The sequence below is a fragment of the Paracidovorax cattleyae genome (assembly GCF_900104515.1).
In the GTDB taxonomy this organism is placed as follows: Bacteria; Pseudomonadota; Gammaproteobacteria; order Burkholderiales; family Burkholderiaceae_C; genus Paracidovorax; species Paracidovorax cattleyae.
Genome location: NZ_FNJL01000004.1, coordinates 117,812 through 136,088, shown reverse-complemented (window position 1 = coordinate 136,088; position 18,277 = coordinate 117,812). Strand labels below are relative to the sequence as shown.

Sequence of the window (18,277 nt, the reverse complement as noted above, 5' to 3'; positions counted from 1 at the left end):
TCACTGGCTGCCTCCGAATACTGCACCGCCGATGGAGGAATCGCTGCTCGGCAGTGCCCGCATGGCCACCACGATCTCCGGCCAGGCATCCGTGGCGCTGCGGATCTGTATCGATACGCGCTGGGGAAGCCGGTCGGTGATCGTCCAGGGGGCGCCCCATTGCGGCGGTTCCTGCGAGGGATCTTCGTAGCGCAACTCCAACCCGGTGACGGCCGGCACCAGCACATAGCTTTCGGCCTGGCTCCAGTCCGGCACGGCGACTGCATTCGAAAAGGGCAGATACCGCAGCACCAGCGACTGGCCGACCGGCCCCTCCTCCAGCCCCAGCCGCAGGAAGAACCGCCCACCCACGCCATAGCGGGCGGGCATGATGCCCACCCACACCATTTCCTGCGGCCCTCCCAGGAAATAGTACGGGCTTTCGTTGACGGGAATGACGCCCAGCCGCTTGCGCATGGATACCCGGCCCAGCACCGCGCGCAGGAAACCATCGGTGGTCCGCAGGTCGTCCACCTTGCGCAGGCGGGCATCCACGCGCTCTTCCGTCTGCGCCGTGGTGCGCAGGGCGGAGGCCATGGCGAGCATGACCAGGGACAGCAGGGAGATCACGACGAGCAGTTCCACGAGGGTGAACCCCCGCGCCCGTCCCCGCTCGTGGCTTCTGCAGATCCTGCCCATCAGCCGCGTCCCGGTTCCGGCAGCCTGCGTTGCGGCCGCAGGGTGCTGAGTTCGAAGCTGCGGGCCCGGGTCCCGTCCGACCAGGAGATGACGATACTCACCTCGTGCAGAGGAGGGATGTTCGACCCCTTGACATCGGTGGGATAGGGTGCGCTGGCGATGCGCCATTGGTACCCGGCCGATTCGCCGGACTGGTTCCAGCCCTGCTCCGGCACCGCATCGCGCAAAGCCAGCAGCGACTGCGCCAGCACCACGGCTCGCTGATAGCGGTCCACGTCCGCGACGCTGCGGGCAGAGCCACCCATGGCGCGATAGAGCATGCCCATGGCGAGCGCCATGATGGCGAACGCCACCAGCAACTCCAGCAGGGTGAGCCCCTGCTGGCCGCGATGCCTGCGCCCGATCATCGGGTCAGCGCCTCCTGCGTCACCCGGCCGGAAAGCCAGTCCACCCGCAGGCGCGTGCCCACGCCGGGGGCCCTGAGGATTTCGATGCTGCCGCCCGTGGCACCTCCGCTGGGCAAAAAGCGGATGGATGCACGGCTCTGCGGATCCAGTTCGGAGTTGGCCACGATGGCCCGCAGCTGCAGCGGCTCGGGCAAGGGCTTCATGGCAGCGCCCACCCCGTAGAGACGGTTGCGGAGATCGACCGAAAAGCGCACCTCGCGGCCTTCGGCCATGGCCTGGAAGCGGGCCGAACGCATCTGGCTGGACATGGTGCGGACCGCGTCGCGATAGGACGAGGCTTCGCGCAGGCGCTCGAAGGCGAGCGGCGCGAGGCCCACCACGAGCGCCATGATGGCGAAGACGACCAGCAACTCAACCAGCGTGAAGCCGCGCTCGCGCCGCATGGCCAAACGGCAGGGAAACGAAAACGTCAGGGCTTGTTGCGGATGTCGGCCGCTTCGCCTTCTCCGCCCGGTGCGCCGTCCGAGCCCAGCGAGAGGATCTCGATGCCGCCGTTGGGACCGGGATTGGCGTAGCGGTACGGGTGGCCCCACGGGTCCGTGGGGACGCTGCCCTTGAGGTAGGGGCCGGCCCACCCGTTCACGGAGCCGGGTCGGGTGACGAGGGCGTTCAGGCCTTCTTCCGTGGTGGGATAGCGGCCGACGTCGAGCTTGAAGAGTTCCAGCGACTTGTCCAGGTCGGCGATCTGCACGCCGGCCGTCTTGGCCTTGGCGCCGCCGAGCTGGCCCAGCACGCGCGGACCGACCAGGCCGGCCAGCAGTGTCAGGATGGCCAGCACGACCAGCAGTTCGATCAGCGTGAAGCCGCGGGAGGATTTGCGTTGCATGGGCGTGCCACAGGAGCGGCGGGCAAGGATGTGCGCCATGGAAGAGGACTCCTTGGACAAACGAAAATTATACGGCGAGGTCATTGATGGACAGGATCCCGAGAAGGATGGACACGATGATGGCGGCGATCAGCACGCCCAGCACCAGGATGAGCACGGGCTCGACCAGGGTGAGAAGGCGTTTGATGCCGGTTTCGACCTCGCGGTTCAATATGTTGGACAGCTCGAGCATCATCTGGCCGATGCGCCCGGTTTCCTCGCCCACCCGGATCAGGTTGACCGCGATCGGCTCGAAGATGCCGGTGGCGGTGATGGCCTGCACCACCTTGCCGCCCTCCTTCACGATGGGCGCCACCTTGGAGAGCGCCTGCTGGAGCACGGCGTTGTTCACCGTCTCGGTGGCGATGTGCAGGGCCGTGAGCATCGGCACCCCGTTGCCGAGCAGCGTGCCCAGGGAGCGGGAGAACAGCGTCAGCTGGTACTTGAGGGCCAGCGGCCCCATGAGGGGCATCTTCAGCAGGCGCGACTGCCACCACATCCGGCCGGCCGGGGACGTGGCCCAGCGGCGCAAGAGCAGCCCGAGGCCCAGCGCCGCGATACCGATCAGGAGGCCATAGCGCGTGAACGCATGGCCCAGGGCCATCACCAGCTGGGTCGGCAGGGGGAGCGCGTCGCCCATGTCGGTGAAGAGCTTCTCGAACTGCGGCACGACGAAACCCAGCATGGCGACCAGCGACAGCACGGCCACGCCCAGCAGGATGGCCGGATAGATGGTGGCCGAGATGACGCTGTCGCGCAGGGCACGCTGGCGCTCCATGTGGGCGACGAGCCGCTCGAGCACGGCGGACATCTGGCCGCTGGCCTCGCCGGAGCGGATCATGTTGATGTAGAAGTCGCCGAAAAGGTCCCGGTGCTGCGCGAGTGCACGGCTGAGCGGCGTGCCGCCCTTGACTGCGTCTAGCACGCCCTGCAGCAGCGTGGCCATGGCGGGCTTGTGGCTCATGTCGATGAGCACCCGCAGGGCGTTGTCGAGCGCCAGGCCGGCACGCAGCATGATGGAGAGCTCCGACGTGAGCGCGAGCACGTCCGCCTGCTTGACCGGGCCCTTGCTGCCGCGCCCGCGGGGCGCGGGGACCACACCGGCGGCAGCGGCTGCTGTGGCGCTTTTGCCCGCGCCGTGCACGGAGACCGCAGCGACAGGAGGCGCTCCCGCGGCATCGCTGATGCCCAGGGGCGTGAGGCCCTGGTCGCGCAGCTGCTTGAGGACCTGCGCCTCGCTCGGCGCGGTCTGCCGGCCTTCGACGACCTTGCCGGATGCGGCGACGGCGCGCCAGGCGTAATCAGGCATCGCCCTGGTCCTGCGTCACGCGGCCGAGCTCGTCCAGCGAGGTTACGCCGGCCGCGACCTTGCGCAGGCCGTCCTCGTAGAGGTTGAGCATGCCGCCCTGCGCCGCGAGCGTATTGAGGGCATTGGCGTCCTTGCCATCGATGATCGCGCGGCGCATCGGCTCATCCAGGACGAACAGTTCATGGATGCCCGTGCGCCCCCGGTAGCCGGAGCCGCGGCAGTGCTCGCAGCCCACGGCACGGTAGATCGCCTGGCCGAAGCTGCTGAATCGCTCCAGCCCGGTGCTGCGCCGCACCTCGTCGCCGGGCTCGTAGGGTTCCTTGCAGTGCCCGCAGAGCGAGCGCACGAGCCGCTGGGCCAGCACGCCGTTGACGGAGGATGTGATCAGGTACCCCTCCACGCCCATGTCCTTCATCCGGATCACTGCGCCCGCGGCCGTGTTCGTGTGCAGCGTGGACAGCACCAGGTGGCCCGTCAGGGCGGACTGCACGGCGATCTGCGCGGTCTCGCCGTCCCGCATTTCACCGATCATGATGATGTCCGGATCCTGGCGCAGGATGGAGCGCAGGGCATTGGCGAAGGTCAGGTTGATCTGCGGATGGACCTGGATCTGGTTGATACCTTCCAGCTGGTACTCCACCGGGTCTTCCACGGTGATGATCTTGTTGGATTCCGCATCGATCTTGGACAGTGCCGCATACAGCGTGGTGGTCTTGCCGGAACCCGTAGGGCCGGTCACCAGCAGGATGCCGTGCGGCTTGGCCAGCAGCATGTTGAAGCGCTCGAGAGTGTCCTTCTCGAAGCCCATGGTCTCCAGCTGCAGGCGGACGCTCGCACGGTCCAGCACCCGCATGACCACGCTCTCCCCGTGCACGGTCGGTACGGTGGAAACGCGCAGGTCCAGCTCGCGCCCCTTGACGCGCGTCTTGATGCGCCCGTCCTGGGGAAGGCGCCGCTCCGCGATGTCGAGATGGGCCAGCAGCTTGACGCGCGAGCTGACGGCAGCGCTCAGGCGCGGCGGCACCAGTTCGCCCAGTTGGATGACGCCATCCACCCGGTAGCGCACGTGCAGGCCGTCGTCGAAGGGCTCCAGGTGGATGTCCGAGGCACGCAGGTCGATGACGCGGCCGATGATGGCATTGACCAGGCGGATGACGGGAGCTTCGCTGGCGAGATCCTTGAGGTGCTCGACGAAATCACCGCCATCGGCACCGTCGCCGAACCCGTCGTCGCCCTCCTCTTCGCCCGCCTGCTCCACCGGTTCGGCCAGCGCCTTCTCGATATCGCTCTCGAGCGCCAGGCGCGGCACCACGACCAGGCCGGTCGCCAGGTGCAGGGCCTTCACGACGAACGCATCCTGCGGCACGGCCATGGCCACGTGCAGGCTGCCGTCCTCGGCCGAAAGCGGATACACGCTGTTGGCTTGCAGGAACTCCGGCAGCAGGCCTTCCACCTCCGGCATCATGGCCGGGAAGTCCGTGGCGGCGATGAGCGGAATGTCCAGCTGGCGCGAAAGCGCCTGGATCACGTCGATTTCGGACACCAGCCCCAGCCGCACGAGCACGCGGCCCAGCAGCCCGCCCATTTCCTGCTGCGCCGAAAGGGCGCGTTCCAGGTCCCGTGCACTCAGCTTGCCCGACTGCACCAGCAACTCGCCCAGCAGGGGGCGCTGCACGGCGACGGCATCGACGCTCGGCTCTGTACGGTCGGGAAGGATGGTGGTGGTCATGAACGTGAGGAAAATGCCCTGGATGCGGGGCCGATGCCGGCAAGGCGGGGCAACCGGAATCGAAGCCCTCAAGTGTAGCCGGCCGGGTCAGCGTACCGCGCGGCTCCTGCCGCGGTGGCTTACAGTCGCAGGCCGCGCACCCAACCACCGATCGCATGCAGCCCCAGCACCAGCCCCGCCATTCCCGATCGATCCTGCCGCGCACCGCCATGGCCGCATCCGCCGCCGCGGTGGTTCTGGCCGGTGCCGCGGGCGTCCACCTGCTGCACCGCATGCAGCCGGAGGCCCGCTCGCCGCACGCAGCGCGCATGCTGCTGGCACCGATGATCGGGGTACTGGAACCGTGCATCTGGGGTTCGCCCCCTCTTCCCGGCCGGTTCGCCGACATGCAGGACCAGTGTCACAGCGCCCAGGGCTCGGCGGCGGCCCTTGTGGAATCCACATTGCGGGCATTGCAGCCCGCGCCGCAAACGGCCGCTTCCATAGACCTGGGCTACACGCTGCCGGTGCCCTTGCTGAAGCTGTTCCAGCCGGCTCCAGGGGGCGGCTGGCAGATCGACCAGGCGATCGTGGACCGCCTGGTGCGGACCCTGGGTGACACCCCTCGCCCGGCCATTCTGTATCTGTTCTCGACGCACTTCTCTTCCGAAGCCCCCATCGAGCCGGTCCTGGCGGCCGATCCGTCGAACATGGGATGGACGCGCGACGGTCCGCTGGGCATGGACGATTACTACGATTCGAAAGTCTTCAACTGGTCCTTCGCCACCACGCGCAATGCGCTGACCGAACGCAGGGCCGAGGCGGTCCGGGCGGTGGTGGACGCAGCGTGCCGCCTGCCGGCGGCTGACCGCGCGAAGATCCGAGGCATCACGCTGCTGGGTGAACTGCACCATTTGTTTCCGAATTTTCAGGCCGGCATGGGATTCGACGGCAGTTACCGGGTCACCGACTACAGCGCGGTGTCCATCGAGGGCTTCCGCCGCTACCTGCGCACCGAGTTCAGGGAGATCGCGCAACTCAACCGGGTGGTCGGCGCCAATTACGCCTCGTTCGACGAGGTGGAGCCCCCGTCGCGCGACATCCGGTCGGAACCCCTGCGCCGCTTCACGGAGCACATCGACGGATTCGCCCAGGGCACGCTGCCCGTGGCCGGCTGGGCCTACGTACCGGGCAGTACGCCGGAGCGCCCCGCCCGCGTGCATGTGTACCGCAATGGGGAACTGGTGGGACAGACCACCGTGCACTGGGGACGGCAGGACGTGCTCGCGGCCAAGCCGGAATTCGGCGATGCGAACACCGGCTGGCGCCTGGACCTGGATTTCCGGCGACTCCCGCCCGGCATGCACCGGCTGGACATCTTTCTGGAAACCCGCCCCGGCCAGCTGACCCACCTGGGAACGCGCGACATCGCGATCATGGACCGCTCGCAGTCCACGCCGAAGCCGATGCCCCAGCACGCCCTGCCGGCCGCGGCCCCGCCACGGGATGCCAGGGTCCAGGCGCACATCGACTTCCCCGCGCAGGCCTCGTCGTACTACTACAACCCGCTGGTACCGCTATGGCATGCATTCCGCGCCCGCCAGGTCGTGGACTACCTGCGCTACTTCGACGGAATCGTGAAGCAGTCCTGCCTGTCCGACGTGCCGCGCTATACCCACCAGATCATCCCGTTCACCAATCCCGGCTGGGATGCCAACAAATTCGCGATCCAGGACTCGCTGCACCCTTCGCGGACCGGCATCCGGCTGGGCGTGAGCCTGTACGGAGAGCCGACGTATGGCCGGCCCTACTTCGACTGGCTCGCCACCAGCGGCACCAGCCACTACGGGGTCACGGAATTCCATCCGCTCAAGGCCATGAATGCGGCGCAGATGCACCGCGTCCTGCAGGCCCATGCGGCGCACGGAGCGGAGTTCCTGTCCTTCTTCCTGGAGCCCCGCTGGAACGGCGAACTGGTGCCGCGCGGGCACAACATCTTTTCCTTCGACCCGGACAACCGGCAGTTCGCCTCGGACCGGCTCTACGAGGCCGTGCGCGGGGCCCTCGCACCGGCCCGGCCGTGACCGGGCCGACGGGGGTGCTTCAGGGGAAGACCTCCGCCTCGCGCAGGGGCGCGCCCTTCGCGTCCTTGGCGGACAGGCTGGGCTCCCCGGCAAAGCGCCAGTCGATGCCCAGCTCGGGGTCGTTCCAGGCGATGCAGCGCTCGTGTTCGGGCGCGTAGTAGTCGGTGGTCTTGTAGAGGAAGTCCGCGCTCTCGCTGAGCACGACGAATCCATGGGCGAAGCCCGGGGGCACCCACATCTGGCGCTGGTTCTCTTCGCTCAGTTCCTCGCCGACCCATTGGCCGAAGGTGGGCGAACTCCTGCGCAGGTCCACGGCGACGTCGAAGACTGCGCCCCGCACGACACGCACCAGTTTTCCCTGGGGCTGGCGGATCTGGTAGTGCAGGCCGCGCAGGACGCCACGCGCGCTGCGGCTGTGGTTGTCCTGCACGAAGGCGTGGCGGCTGCCGGTGGCTTCGTCGAAGGCGCGCTGGTTGAAGCTCTCGAAGAAAAAACCGCGTGCGTCGCCGAACACCCTGGGTTCGAGGACGACGACGTCGGGAATGCGCGTGGGAAGGACGTTCATGGAAAAGCGTTGGATCGATGGCGCGAGCAGGAGGCAGGACAAGGAAATCAGCCGCCCAGCAGCCTGAGCAGGTAGGCGCCGTAACCGCTCTTGGCGAGCGGCCTGGCGAGGCGTTCGAGCTGGCTGTCGTCGATGAGGCGATGCCGCCAGGCGATCTCTTCCGGGCAGGCGATCTTCAACCCCTGGCGATGCTCCAGGGTCGCGATGAACTGCCCGGCTTCGAGCAGGCTTTCGTGCGTTCCAGTATCGAGCCAGGCGTATCCGCGGCCCATGATCTCGACGTGCAGGGCCTCGCGCTCGAGGTAGAGGCGGTTGAGGTCGGTGATTTCCAGCTCGCCGCGCGGGGAGGGCTTCAGGCTGGCGGCGCGCTCGACCACGTGCCGGTCGTAGAAGTAGAGCCCGGTGACGGCATAGCTGGACTTCGGGGCCTTGGGCTTTTCCTCGATCGACAGGACCTTGCCGGTGGCATCGAACTCGGCCACGCCGTAGCGTTCAGGGTCCTGCACGTGGTAGGCGAATACGCTGGCCCCCTCCTCGCGCCCCATCGCACTGCACAGGAGGTCCTCGAAATCGTGGCCGTGGAAGATGTTGTCGCCCAGCACGAGCGCGCTGGGCTGGCCATCCAGGAATTTCTCCCCGATGAGGAAGGCCTGCGCCAGGCCGTCGGGGCTGGGCTGCACGGCATAGTTCAGGCGGATGCCCCACTGGCTGCCATCGCCCAGCAACTGCTCGAATCGCGGGGTGTCCTGCGGCGTGCTGATGACGAGGATGTCGCGGATGCCCGCCAGCATCAGGGCGCTCAGCGGGTAGTAGATCATCGGCTTGTCGTACACCGGCAGCAGTTGCTTGCTGATGGCGAGCGTGGCAGGGTGCAGGCGGGTGCCCGACCCTCCGGCCAGGATGATGCCCTTGCGTGCGGTCATGGTGTATGCAGGAAGTTTTTGGGGATTCTCAGAGGATTTCCGCGAGCATCCGGGCGATGCCCGCCTGCCAGTGCGGCAGGGCCAGGCCGAAGGTGGCCTGGAACCTGCGCGTGTCGAGCCGCGAGTTGTGCGGCCGGACGGCCGGCGTGGGAAATGCGCTGGTGGGTACGGCGGCCACGTCGCGCGCGACGAGCTTCAGCGCAGGCTGGATGCGCTGCGCCTGCTCGAGCACGTAGCAGGCGTAGGCATGCCAGTGGGTTTCCCCAGCGGCCACCAGATGGTAGAGGCCTGCGTCGGCCGGCCGCTGCTGCAGGTGGCGGATCGCATGGGCCGTGGCGTCGGCCAGCAGGTCGGCTCCGGTCGGAGCACCCCATTGGTCATCGATCACGGTCAGCCGCTCGCGCTCCTGCGCCAGCCGCAGCATGGTCCTGGCGAAATTCCCGCCCCGGGCGCCATAGACCCAGCTCGTGCGCAGGATGAGGTGCCGCGCGCCGCTCGCCTGGATCCGCTGCTCGCCTTCGAGCTTGGTGCGGCCGTAGACCGACAGCGGCCGCGGCGTATCGTCTTCCGTCCAGGGTCGGGATCCGCCGCCATCGAACACGTAGTCGGTGCTGTAGTGCACCAGCCATGCCCCCAGGCGTGCGGCTTCTTCGGCCAGCACGCCCGGCGTGAGCGTGTTGAGGGTGCGGGCCAGGTCCGGCTCGCTCTCGGCCTTGTCCACCGCAGTATGGGCCGCGGCATTGACAATGACGTCGGGCCGCAGGGCGCGCACGGTGCCGGCGATGTCATCAGGCCGGGAGAAATCCCCGCAGTGCGAGGTGCTGTCGAAATCGAGGGCCGTGACCGTGCCCAGGACGGCAAGGCTGCGCTGCAGTTCCCAGCCGACCTGCCCGCCCTTGCCGAAGAGGAGGATGTTCATGCGGTGGCGGCGTCCTGCACGGCGGGCTTGCGGTACTGCCGGTCGATCCACTCGCGGTAGGCGCCGCTGGTCACGGCATCCACCCATTCGCCATGCGCGAGATACCACTCCACGGTCTTGCGGATGCCGGTCTCGAAGGTCTCGGCGGGCTTCCATCCGAGTTCGCGCTCGATCTTGCGGGCGTCGATGGCATAGCGGCGGTCGTGGCCCGGGCGGTCCTTCACGTAGGCGACCTGGCTTTCATAGCGCTCGCCATCGGCACGCGGACGCAGCTCGTCGAGCAGGGCGCAGATGGTCTTCACGATCTCGATGTTGGGCTTTTCGTTCCAGCCGCCCACGTTGTAGGTCTCGCCGGGCTTGCCGGCCTGCAGCACGCGGCGGATGGCGCTGCAGTGGTCACGCACATAGAGCCAGTCGCGGATCTGCATGCCGTCCCCATACACGGGCAGCGGCTTGCCGGCCAGTGCGTTGACGATCAACAACGGGATCAGCTTCTCGGGGAAGTGGAAGGGGCCGTAGTTGTTGCTGCAGTTGGTGGTCAGCACCGGCAGGCCGTAGGTGTGGTGCCAGGCCCGGACGAGGTGGTCGCTGGCTGCCTTGCTGGCGGAGTACGGGCTGTTGGGTTCGTAGGAATGGGTTTCGGCGAAGGCGGGGTCCTGAGGCGCCAGGGTGCCATAGACCTCGTCGGTGGAGACGTGCAGGAACCGGAAGGCGGCGCGCTCATCCCCGGGCAGGGACTGCCAGTACGCGCGGACGGCCTCGAGCAGGCGGAAGGTGCCGACCACGTTGGTCTGGATGAAATCTTCCGGGCCATGGATGGAGCGGTCCACATGCGATTCTGCCGCGAAATTCACGATGGCCCGCGGCCGGTGCTCGGCAAGCAGCCGGGCGAGAAGCTCCCGGTCGCCGATGTCCCCCTGGACGAACAGATGGCGCGCATCGCCCTGCAGCGAGGCGAGGTTCTGCAGATTGCCTGCGTAGGTGAGCTTGTCGAGGTTGACGACGGGCTCATCGCCGCACGCGAGCCAGTCGAGGACGAAATTGGCGCCGATGAAACCCGCGCCGCCGGTGACCAGAATCATGGATCGTTTTGAGCAAAGACGCCTTGCGGCCGAACGCGGATTATCCCATCGCGTTACAAGCTGCCGTAACGAAGCGCACAAGGGGCAGCCGCGGGCCGGCAGGGTTGCCTTCCGCAAGACCCCGCATGATGCACTGCAACAGGACGCGGAGGCCGCGGCAGGGTAGAGTGGGCCGGCAAAGGAGCGGGGAACATGGGCCGGGGTCCGTCATGCACGGGCCAGCAAGAGCACGTCGACAACTACCCCCCGCCGAAGGCACAAGGGAGGCACAGATGGCAAAGAAAGCGCCGCGGCGCACCGCGGAGCGCATCCTGGAGACAACACTGGAGCTGTTCAACCGCTTCGGGGAACCCAATGTGTCCACTACGGCCATCTCGGCGGAGCTGCGCATCAGCCCGGGCAACCTCTACTACCACTATCCCGCCAAGGACGAGCTGGTCAAGGCGCTTTATGCACGCTATGAAGCGGAGTTATCCGAACTGCTGGAGTCGGCTCCGGAGGTCAGCGACGTGGAGGAGGCCCGGCTGCTGCTGCATGCAGTGCTCGAGCGCATCTGGCAGTACCGCTTCCTCTACCGGGACCTCAACGACCTGATGTCGCGCAACCGGCATGTCGAGACGCATTTCCGGGAGCTGCTGGCACGCAAGGCAGGCGCCGTGCGTGCCATGCTGCGGGGCATGGAGCAGGCAGGCTCGCTGCGGTTCGGCCCACGGGAACTCGATACCGTGGCCGACAATCTCATGGTGGCCGTCACGTACTGGCTGAGCTTCGAATACGTCCGCGATCCGCGGCACGCGCTGGAGCCTTCCAATGCACGGACCATGCTGCTGCGCGGGGCCCAGCATGTGCTGGGGCTGCTGGGGCCCTACCTCGCCGACGGTCAGCGCCTGCATCTCCAGGCTTTGGACGACAGTCACGAGCCGGCCGACGCCACATGATGCGCCCCTTTTTCCGGACGAACGCAGGACACGCCATGCCATCCTGGACCCCCTTCCCCTATGCCGGCGAGTACGCCCTCACCGCCGGCGATGTGCTGCGCGAATGGGAGCGGCTGCACCGGGGCGATGCGGAGCCCGTCCCCCGGGAACCCGCGGCGCTCGAGGCCTGGACACTGTTCCACAGCGGCAGGTTCGAGGAAGCCGCCCGGGTCGGGCTGGCGGCCGGCGGGGCGGGCGTCACCGCGGCCAACAAGGCGACGATCGTGCACGCGATCTACCTGGAGCCCAGCGAAAGCCGCCGGCTCGAGCTGCTCGGCGCGGCGGCGCAGCGTGCGCGGGCGCAGACCGATGCGGAGCCCGGCAACCCGAACGCCTGGTTCTGGCACGCGTACGCCCTCGGGCGCTACAGCCAGGGCATCAGCGTGGCCAAGGCGCTGGCGCTGGGCCTCACGCGCCAGGTGCGGACGGCGCTGGACCGCACGATCGCGCTCAGCGAACGCCATGCCGACGCGCGGCTGGCACTGGCCGTGTTCCATGCCGAGGTGATCGACAAGGTCGGTGAAATGGTGGGCAGCATCACCCACGGCGCGCGCCGCGAGGAAAGCCTGCGCCTCTTCGCGGAGTCCTTTGCCCTGAACCCCCACTCCGTGATCGGACGCATCGAGCATGCCCATGCACTCCTGATGCTGAACGGGGAGCAGTACGAGGACATGGCCGCCCAGCTCTACGAGGAGGCGGCGGGCGCCGAAGCCGCCGACGCGGCGGAACGCCTGGCCGTGGAACTGGCCCGGCTGGAACTCGCCGAAGGCTAGGGCCCGGGGAACCGCTCCGCCGCGATGGCGAGCAGTCCCTCGAAGATCAGGTTTTCGATGAGATCGAACGGACGGGTCATGCTGGGCGCCATTTTCCAGCCGGCCCCCCCGGTCATCATGCAGGCCGGCTCTTCGCCGCAGTGCTGGATCACGTGCTGCACCATCCGCTCCACGGCACCGGCGATGGCGTAGGTGCCGCCACTGGTGAGCGCATCGCTGGTGTTGGTGGGAAACAGCTTCACTTCGCCCGTGGGAACGTGCAGCCCCGCGGTGCCGGACTCCAGGGCTCTCAGCATGATGCCGTGCCCCGGAAGGATGAGGCCTCCCAGGAAGCGGCCTTCGGCATCGATGGCTTCCACGGTCACCGCCGTTCCGACCATCACCACCACCAGGGGACGCGCAGTGCCCTGCCTCAGCAGCCGGTGGCGCGCGCCGATCATGGCCACCCATCGGTCAGAGCCCAGGCGCGTGGGATGGTCGTACCCGTTGACGAGCCCTGCTTCCTGCGCGGAGGGAACGACCCAGTGGGACGGCACGTCCCACCACTCCATCTGCTCCATGACGCGCCGGCGCACGGCATCGCCGGCCACCACGCAGCCGAGCATGCGCGTGGGCGCGGGCAGCCCCGCCCAGGCGCTGTCCGCGAGCCGCTCGATGTGGTCGAGGAATTCGGCGCCGTGGGCCAGCACGGCGGCGCCCGGCTTGGGGGCGTCATACATCGCCCATTTCAGGCGGGTGTTGCCGACGTCGATGGCCAGAAAAGTCATGCGGCGGATTATCACGAGTTTTACAAACACGACTGTTCCGTGCGGCACACCCCGGCCCGGACCCACGGCCGGGCTCGGGCCGATGTCCGACAGGTCGGGCGCGTCACCAGGCGCTAAAGTGTTCCGGGCCGGCACCCGCCGGCCGTTCTTTCATCCAGAAAAAAGGAGCAATGCCATGGGACTTTTCAGCTTCGTCAAGGAAGCCGGGGAAAAGCTGTTCGGGGGCAAGGAGGCACATGCCGCACCGGCCGCTGCGCCCGCCGCACCGAGCCAGGAGGAACTCAACGCCACCGCCGGCAAGGCGATCGAGACCTACATCGCCTCCCAGAACCTGGGCGTGCGCGATGTGCGGGTGGCATTCGCGGGCCCGGAAGGCAAGGTGACCGTGCAAGGCGAGGCGCCGACCCAGGCCGCCAAGGAGAAGGTCACGCTGTGTTGCGGCAACGTGTCCGGCGTGACGAGCGTGGACAACCAGATGGCCGTGCAGGCGTCGGAGCCTGAGGCGCAATACCATGACGTGGTGCGCGGCGACACGCTGTCGGCGATCGCCAAGAAGTACTACGGCGATGCCAACAAGTACCCGCGCATCTTCGAAGCCAACCAGCCCATGCTGACGCACCCGGACAAGATCTACCCGGGCCAGAAGCTGCGCATTCCGCCCCTGTGACGCGCGCCGCGGCCAGGCGGACGCTGCATCGGTCCGGCCGCGCGCTCATACCCCGGGAAAAGCCGCCGCCAGACGGCGCACGCCCTCCTGCACCTGCGCCGGTTCCAGCAGGGCATAGCCCATCACGAAGCCCGCCGGACGGTCCGGCACATCGGCCTGTGAGGGCAGGTGGAACGGGCCCAGCGGATAGATGCGCACGCCGTGGCGCAATGCCCGGGCTGCCAGGTCCGGCTCCAGGCTGCACGACACACCGGGCAGCCGCACGACCACATGCAGGCCACCGGAGGCCCCCTCCACCACCGCACGGTCCCCGAAATACTGTCCGATGGACTCGAGGAGCGCGGTGCGCCGGGCGTCCTGCAGGCGCCGGATGCGGCGTACGTGGCGGTCATAGCTGCCGCTTTCCATCATCGCGGCGAGGGCCCGCTGCGTGCCGAACGGTGCATGCCGGTCACCCAGCCGGCGCGCGGCTGCGAACACGTCCGCGAGCGCGCGGGGCAGCACCATGTAGCCCAGCCGCAGCTGGGGCGAGAGCGTCTTGGAGAAGGTTCCCACGTAGATGACGGATTGGTGCGCGTCCAGCGTATGGAGCGTCGCGTCTGCCCGCAGCGCGTGGCGGTATTCGCTGTCGTAGTCGTCCTCCACGATCCAGGCGCCCTGCCGCTGCGCCCATGCCAGCAATGCATGCCGCCGGGGCACGGACAGGAAACTGCCCAGGGGGAACTGGTGGGTGGGCGTGACGCAGGCCAGGCGCGCACCCTCCCCGCAGGGAAGACGGTCGGTGCGCAGGCCCTGTGCGTCCACTTCCACCCCTGCGAGGTGCGCTCCCGCGGCCTCGAACACCTGGTGGGCCATGCGGTATCCGGGGTTTTCCACCGCGACGGTGTCGCCGGGATCCACCAGCAGCCTGGCGCACAGGTCCAGCGCCTGCTGCGAACCATTGACGATCATCAACTGGTCGGGATGGCAGGCCAGCCCGCGGGTGCGGCTCAGGTGCGACTGCAAGGCCGCGCGCAGGCCCGGGTCTCCACGGGGATCTCCGTAGGCCAGCCGCTCCGGGCGTTCGCGCCCGGCCTGCCGCACGGCCCGCTCCCAGGCAGACGTGGGGAAATCGCGCCCTGCGAGCGGGCCATAGACGAAATCGACGACGGCTGGATCCTCCGGCACGACCGCCGGCGTGGAGACGCGTGGGGGCTGCAGCTGCCGGACACGCTCGCCCAGCGCGGACAGCCGTACCTCGCCATCCACCCGGGACGCGCCGCCCGCCCCGGCTTCGAGCCCTCCGCCAGCCAGAGGCGCCGCGCCCTGGGCCACCCGGCTGGCGGCGCCGGATCGTGAATCGATGAATCCTTCGGCCGCCAGTTGCTCATAGACCGTGGACACGGTGCTGCGGGCCAGCCCCCGCTCCGCGGCGAGGCTGCGCGTGGATGGCAGGCAGGCACCGGCGGGGTAGGTCCCGTCGAGAATCCGCGCCTTGAGTTCGGCCTGGAGGTCCCGGCCCTTGCGGCGGCCGGAATGCGCAGCGGTCATGGGTCTCCCGACTGGTCTGCGTGAATCATGCCAAAGTGGCCGTTTCCATCATGCCACCGATGGGGCACAGTCGCAGGCAGTCCGGCGCCTTCCTCCTGCCGCTGCCGCCCATCTGCCCTCGCTTCCGACCATGTACCTGCCCGCCGCCTTCGCCGAAACCCGGATGTCCGAACAGCATCGCCTCATCGAAAGCCATCCGCTGGGGATGCTGGTCACCCAGGGTGCGCAGGGCCTGGATGCCAACCATCTTCCGTTCCTGCTGGATGCCGGCAAAGGGCCGCTCGGCACGCTGTCGGGCCATGTGGCGCGCGCCAATCCGGTGTGGACGGATGTGGCGGACGGGAGCGAGGTACTGGTGGTGTTCCGCGGCGCCGAGGGGTACATCTCGCCGCAGTGGTATCCCGGCAAGGCCGAGCACCATCGGCACGTGCCCACCTGGAACTACGAAGCCGTCCATGTCCATGGCCGCATGGCCGTACGTGACGACGAGGCGTTCGTGCGCGGGGTGGTCGCACGGCTCACGCGCAGGCACGAAGCCGCCATGGAGCGCCCCTGGAAGATGGGGGATGCGCCCGCGGACTACCTGGATGCGATGGTGCGGCAGATCGTGGGCATCGAGATCGCCATCACCCGCATGGAGGGCAAGCGCAAGCTCGGCCAGAACCGCGACGCCCGCGATTTCGCCGGAGCGGTGCAGGCGCTGCGCGACCGCGGGCAGGAGGCGCTGGCCGATGCCATGCAGGCGGCATCGCCAGCGCGCGAACCGCTCTGAGAAAGGTCAGCCCTGCCGCCAGGGCAGGCCGCGGAAGCGCCAGCCGCCCATGCGGTTGCGGTGGCCCTCGGCGTCCGCATCGCCTTCGAAGCCTTCGAGGATGTTGTAGGCCGTGAGCCCCAGCTCGGCCGCGCGGCGGGCCGCCGCCACGGAGCGCACGCCGCTGCGGCACAGCAGCACGGCCTGCCCGCCCGGGGGCACGGCGGCACGCAGGGCTTCGTCGAAGTCGGGGTTGGGCGCCATGCCTGGATAGACCTTCCAGGGAATGGCCACGGCCCCCGGCACGAAGCCCACCCAGTCGCGCTCCGCATCGGTGCGCACGTCCACCAGCACGGCCCGGCCGCCCTGCACCCACTGCCATGCGGTCTGGGGAGAGACATCGCCCGCGTAGCCTTCGGCGGGAAGAACCTCGGCGGCGGGGGAAGAAGAGGATGGAGAGAAAGTGGTCATGCCCGCATTCTGTGCCAGCCGGTCGGGCCGGGGCAACGCGGTGCGTTCAGTCCCACTGCGGCGCGGGATCCTCGCGCAGTCGGTCGCGCAGCGCGGCGTAGTCGGGCACCACGGTCGCCACCGTGTCCCAGAAACGGGGGCTGTGGTCCATGTGGCGCAGGTGCGAGAGTTCATGAGCGACCACGTAGTCGATGATGGCGGGCCGGTAGTGCAGCAGGCGCCAGTTCAGGCGGATGGATCCATCGGCGCGGGCGCTGCCCCAGCGGGTGTGCGCACTCGACAGCCGCAGCGTGCGCCACTGCACCCCCAGGAGCGGCGCGAAATGGTCCAGCCGGGCGGTGAAATGGCGGCGCGCGTCGCGCATCAGCCACGCCTGCACGGCATCGCGCACCTGCACGGGCGTGGCCGCGCGGGGCAGGCCGACATGGAGGCTGAGGGCTCCGCCCGGACCGGACACCAGTGCCCCGCCCTGCCCCCGGAAGCCGTGGGCGGGATCCAGCACGATGGTGAGCGGCTCGCCCATGTAAGGCAGCACGGCCCCGTCGCCCCAGGCGATGCGTGCGTCTTCCTGGCGCCGCTGGCGTTCCTGCGCCTCGCCGAGCTTGCGCAGGATCCAGGCGGACTTCTCCCGCACGGCCGCATCCACGTTGGCGAGCGAGACCCATCCGGGCGACCGCACGGAGAGCCCGTCCGCGCCCACGGTGAAGCCGATGGTGCGCCTGCGGGAACGCTGCAGCGCATAGGCCACCAGCACGTCGCCCAGCAGCAGTTCGCGGTTCGCCCGGGGATGGCGGAACTCCATGGGCCCGCGCAGCACGTTGTCGCGTCCGCCCGCTTCTGCCGGATCGCCCACGCCCGGGGGCGCGGCATCGGAGGTTAGGCCGCGCGCCGACACCGGCGGGGCGCTGCCGCCGTCGCCGCCGAAGAAATCCAGTGCGAGCTGCACCAGGCGCTGCATCACCGGTCCGTGCCGGAGGCTCCGTAGGCTTCCGGATCCAGCCGCCGCATCTCGCCTTCGATCCAGGCTTCGACTTCGGCCATGAGCTCGTCGGGCTTGCGCCCGATGGAGGGAATGGGGCGGCCGATGGAGACATCCACCGTGCCGGGACGCTTGACGAAGGCCTTGCGCGGCCAGACCCTGGCCGAGGTCACGGCCACGGGCACCACGGGCACGCCGGCCTCGATGGCGAGGCGCGTGCCGCCGCTCTTGTAATCACCCTTCTGGCCGCGGTCGATGCGCGTGCCCTCCGGGAACATGATGACCCAGGTACCGCGGGCCAGGAGCGCACGGCCCTGCTGCAGGACCTTGACGAAGGCGCGCGCACGCTGGTTGCGGTCGATATGGATCATGTCCAGGCTGCCGATGGACCAGCCGAAGAACGGGATCTGCAGCAACTCCTTCTTGAACACGTACGCCAGGGGGCGCGGCATGATGGCCGGCATCAGGAAGGTTTCGTAGGTGGACTGGTGCTTGACCAGCAGTACCACGCCCTGCCCCGGATCCTTCGGCAGGTGCTCCATGCCGGTGATGCGGGTGCGGATGCCCATGATCACGCGGGCCGCGTCGGTGCTGAGCTTGAGCCAGGCACGCGCGATGCGGTAGCGCACCCGCGTGGGCGCGCCGAACAGCCGGGCCACGAGGATGGCGAGGGTGTAGGGCACCACGGTGAGGGCCATCCAGAGCAGATGGAGAACGGAGCGGATGAAGGCCATGCGAGGGATGCGAGGAAGAAAAGGAAAA

At 68.6% G+C, this 18,277-nt stretch carries 20 protein-coding genes; 5 read left to right on the top strand and 15 right to left on the bottom strand.

Annotated elements, in window-relative coordinates:
• Genes BLR05_RS04595 through gspE form a run of 6 tightly spaced genes read right to left on the bottom strand, consistent with a single transcriptional unit; the run spans position 1 to position 5,048 of the window.
• Positions 1-678, bottom strand: coding sequence for a prepilin-type N-terminal cleavage/methylation domain-containing protein (locus BLR05_RS04595; RefSeq protein WP_092832647.1), 678 nt, complete (start codon positions 676-678; stop codon positions 1-3).
• Entirely contained in the window at positions 678-1,085 is a 408-nt protein-coding gene (locus BLR05_RS04590) for a prepilin-type N-terminal cleavage/methylation domain-containing protein (protein WP_092832646.1), read from the bottom strand. The genes BLR05_RS04595 and BLR05_RS04590 overlap by 1 nt, the downstream gene beginning before the upstream one ends.
• Positions 1,082-1,528 (bottom strand): GspH/FimT family pseudopilin, encoded by a 447-nt coding sequence (locus BLR05_RS04585; RefSeq protein WP_092832645.1) that lies wholly within the window; start codon positions 1,526-1,528, stop codon positions 1,082-1,084. Before BLR05_RS04585 ends, BLR05_RS04590 begins: the two co-directional genes overlap by 4 nt.
• Before the next feature lie 26 nt (positions 1,529-1,554).
• The gene (gspG, locus tag BLR05_RS04580) at positions 1,555-2,010 is read right to left on the bottom strand and encodes a type II secretion system major pseudopilin GspG (RefSeq protein WP_092832644.1); all 456 of its coding nucleotides are present in this window, start codon (positions 2,008-2,010) and stop codon (positions 1,555-1,557) included.
• Positions 2,011-2,038: 28 nt separating this feature from the next.
• On the bottom strand, positions 2,039-3,319 hold the full coding sequence (locus BLR05_RS04575) for a type II secretion system F family protein (RefSeq protein WP_092832643.1): 1,281 nt from the start codon (positions 3,317-3,319) through the stop codon (positions 2,039-2,041).
• On the bottom strand, positions 3,312-5,048 hold the full coding sequence (gene gspE / locus BLR05_RS04570; protein WP_092832642.1) for a type II secretion system ATPase GspE: 1,737 nt from the start codon (positions 5,046-5,048) through the stop codon (positions 3,312-3,314). Before gspE ends, BLR05_RS04575 begins: the two co-directional genes overlap by 8 nt.
• A gap of 155 nt (positions 5,049-5,203) precedes the next feature.
• On the opposite strand from gspE, the gene BLR05_RS04565 reads away from it, so the two are divergent.
• Complete coding sequence (locus BLR05_RS04565; protein ID WP_244160043.1) at positions 5,204-7,111, top strand: hypothetical protein; 1,908 nt, start codon at positions 5,204-5,206, stop codon at positions 7,109-7,111.
• 19 nt (positions 7,112-7,130) lie between these two features.
• On the opposite strand, the gene rfbC is transcribed toward BLR05_RS04565, so the two are convergent.
• From rfbC to rfbB, 4 genes are read right to left on the bottom strand one after another with little or no spacing between them, the layout of a single operon-like run.
• Positions 7,131-7,676, bottom strand: a complete 546-nt coding sequence (gene rfbC / locus BLR05_RS04560) for a dTDP-4-dehydrorhamnose 3,5-epimerase (protein WP_092832640.1) — start codon at positions 7,674-7,676, stop codon at positions 7,131-7,133.
• 47 nt (positions 7,677-7,723) lie between these two features.
• Positions 7,724-8,599, bottom strand: coding sequence for a glucose-1-phosphate thymidylyltransferase RfbA (rfbA, locus tag BLR05_RS04555; RefSeq protein ID WP_092832639.1), 876 nt, complete (start codon positions 8,597-8,599; stop codon positions 7,724-7,726).
• Positions 8,600-8,627: 28 nt separating this feature from the next.
• Positions 8,628-9,518, bottom strand: coding sequence for a dTDP-4-dehydrorhamnose reductase (gene rfbD, locus BLR05_RS04550; protein WP_092832638.1), 891 nt, complete (start codon positions 9,516-9,518; stop codon positions 8,628-8,630).
• Complete coding sequence (gene rfbB, locus BLR05_RS04545; RefSeq protein WP_092832637.1) at positions 9,515-10,600, bottom strand: dTDP-glucose 4,6-dehydratase; 1,086 nt, start codon at positions 10,598-10,600, stop codon at positions 9,515-9,517. The genes rfbD and rfbB overlap by 4 nt, the downstream gene beginning before the upstream one ends.
• A gap of 272 nt (positions 10,601-10,872) precedes the next feature.
• Between rfbB and BLR05_RS04540 the strand changes: the two genes are divergently transcribed.
• Both BLR05_RS04540 and BLR05_RS04535 read left to right on the top strand, forming a co-directional pair.
• Positions 10,873-11,538, top strand: coding sequence for a TetR/AcrR family transcriptional regulator (locus BLR05_RS04540; protein WP_092832636.1), 666 nt, complete (start codon positions 10,873-10,875; stop codon positions 11,536-11,538).
• Between the two features lie 35 nt (positions 11,539-11,573).
• Positions 11,574-12,350: a hypothetical protein gene (locus BLR05_RS04535; RefSeq protein WP_092832635.1), complete on the top strand. Its 777-nt coding sequence runs from the start codon at positions 11,574-11,576 to the stop codon at positions 12,348-12,350.
• Here the strand turns inward: BLR05_RS04535 and BLR05_RS04530 are convergent.
• Positions 12,347-13,117: a type III pantothenate kinase gene (locus tag BLR05_RS04530; RefSeq protein ID WP_092832634.1), complete on the bottom strand. Its 771-nt coding sequence runs from the start codon at positions 13,115-13,117 to the stop codon at positions 12,347-12,349. The two genes, BLR05_RS04535 and BLR05_RS04530, sit on opposite strands and share 4 nt — an antisense overlap.
• A 175-nt stretch (positions 13,118-13,292) precedes the next feature.
• Between BLR05_RS04530 and lysM the strand changes: the two genes are divergently transcribed.
• Positions 13,293-13,784, top strand: a complete 492-nt coding sequence (gene lysM / locus BLR05_RS04525) for a peptidoglycan-binding protein LysM (RefSeq protein ID WP_092832633.1) — start codon at positions 13,293-13,295, stop codon at positions 13,782-13,784.
• A gap of 45 nt (positions 13,785-13,829) precedes the next feature.
• On the opposite strand, the gene pdxR is transcribed toward lysM, so the two are convergent.
• Positions 13,830-15,314, bottom strand: coding sequence for a MocR-like pyridoxine biosynthesis transcription factor PdxR (gene pdxR, locus BLR05_RS04520; RefSeq protein WP_092832632.1), 1,485 nt, complete (start codon positions 15,312-15,314; stop codon positions 13,830-13,832).
• A 130-nt stretch (positions 15,315-15,444) separates the two neighbouring features.
• Here pdxR and BLR05_RS04515 point away from each other — a divergent pair, with 130 nt between their 5' ends.
• The gene (locus BLR05_RS04515; protein ID WP_092832631.1) at positions 15,445-16,086 is read left to right on the top strand and encodes an FMN-binding negative transcriptional regulator; all 642 of its coding nucleotides are present in this window, start codon (positions 15,445-15,447) and stop codon (positions 16,084-16,086) included.
• A 6-nt stretch (positions 16,087-16,092) separates the two neighbouring features.
• Here the strand turns inward: BLR05_RS04515 and BLR05_RS04510 are convergent, their stop codons facing one another.
• Genes BLR05_RS04510 through BLR05_RS04500 form a run of 3 tightly spaced genes read right to left on the bottom strand, consistent with a single transcriptional unit; the run spans position 16,093 to position 18,249 of the window.
• Positions 16,093-16,536, bottom strand: coding sequence for a rhodanese-like domain-containing protein (locus BLR05_RS04510; protein WP_167361195.1), 444 nt, complete (start codon positions 16,534-16,536; stop codon positions 16,093-16,095).
• A gap of 46 nt (positions 16,537-16,582) precedes the next feature.
• A complete protein-coding gene (locus BLR05_RS04505) occupies positions 16,583-17,494 on the bottom strand; it encodes a M48 family metallopeptidase (RefSeq protein WP_092832629.1) in 912 nt (303 codons plus the stop codon).
• Entirely contained in the window at positions 17,494-18,249 is a 756-nt protein-coding gene (locus BLR05_RS04500) for a lysophospholipid acyltransferase family protein (protein ID WP_092832628.1), read from the bottom strand. The genes BLR05_RS04505 and BLR05_RS04500 overlap by 1 nt, the downstream gene beginning before the upstream one ends.
• Positions 18,250-18,277: the final 28 nt, after the last annotated feature.

Bases quoted from the DNA above. Each gene is read 5' to 3' on its own strand.
- BLR05_RS04595 (WP_092832647.1), bottom strand. From the start codon at position 678: ATGGGCAGGATCTGCAGAAGCCACGAGCGGGGACGGGCGCGGGGGTTC.
- BLR05_RS04590 (WP_092832646.1), bottom strand. From the start codon at position 1,085: ATGATCGGGCGCAGGCATCGCGGCCAGCAGGGGCTCACCCTGCTGGAG.
- BLR05_RS04585 (WP_092832645.1), bottom strand. From the start codon at position 1,528: ATGCGGCGCGAGCGCGGCTTCACGCTGGTTGAGTTGCTGGTCGTCTTC.
- gspG (WP_092832644.1), bottom strand. From the start codon at position 2,010: ATGGCGCACATCCTTGCCCGCCGCTCCTGTGGCACGCCCATGCAACGC.
- BLR05_RS04575 (WP_092832643.1), bottom strand. From the start codon at position 3,319: ATGCCTGATTACGCCTGGCGCGCCGTCGCCGCATCCGGCAAGGTCGTC.
- gspE (WP_092832642.1), bottom strand. From the start codon at position 5,048: ATGACCACCACCATCCTTCCCGACCGTACAGAGCCGAGCGTCGATGCC.
- BLR05_RS04565 (WP_244160043.1), top strand. From the start codon at position 5,204: ATGCAGCCCCAGCACCAGCCCCGCCATTCCCGATCGATCCTGCCGCGC.
- rfbC (WP_092832640.1), bottom strand. From the start codon at position 7,676: ATGAACGTCCTTCCCACGCGCATTCCCGACGTCGTCGTCCTCGAACCC.
- rfbA (WP_092832639.1), bottom strand. From the start codon at position 8,599: ATGACCGCACGCAAGGGCATCATCCTGGCCGGAGGGTCGGGCACCCGC.
- rfbD (WP_092832638.1), bottom strand. From the start codon at position 9,518: ATGAACATCCTCCTCTTCGGCAAGGGCGGGCAGGTCGGCTGGGAACTG.
- rfbB (WP_092832637.1), bottom strand. From the start codon at position 10,600: ATGATTCTGGTCACCGGCGGCGCGGGTTTCATCGGCGCCAATTTCGTC.
- BLR05_RS04540 (WP_092832636.1), top strand. From the start codon at position 10,873: ATGGCAAAGAAAGCGCCGCGGCGCACCGCGGAGCGCATCCTGGAGACA.
- BLR05_RS04535 (WP_092832635.1), top strand. From the start codon at position 11,574: ATGCCATCCTGGACCCCCTTCCCCTATGCCGGCGAGTACGCCCTCACC.
- BLR05_RS04530 (WP_092832634.1), bottom strand. From the start codon at position 13,117: ATGACTTTTCTGGCCATCGACGTCGGCAACACCCGCCTGAAATGGGCG.
- lysM (WP_092832633.1), top strand. From the start codon at position 13,293: ATGGGACTTTTCAGCTTCGTCAAGGAAGCCGGGGAAAAGCTGTTCGGG.
- pdxR (WP_092832632.1), bottom strand. From the start codon at position 15,314: ATGACCGCTGCGCATTCCGGCCGCCGCAAGGGCCGGGACCTCCAGGCC.
- BLR05_RS04515 (WP_092832631.1), top strand. From the start codon at position 15,445: ATGTACCTGCCCGCCGCCTTCGCCGAAACCCGGATGTCCGAACAGCAT.
- BLR05_RS04510 (WP_167361195.1), bottom strand. From the start codon at position 16,536: ATGACCACTTTCTCTCCATCCTCTTCTTCCCCCGCCGCCGAGGTTCTT.
- BLR05_RS04505 (WP_092832629.1), bottom strand. From the start codon at position 17,494: ATGCAGCGCCTGGTGCAGCTCGCACTGGATTTCTTCGGCGGCGACGGC.
- BLR05_RS04500 (WP_092832628.1), bottom strand. From the start codon at position 18,249: ATGGCCTTCATCCGCTCCGTTCTCCATCTGCTCTGGATGGCCCTCACC.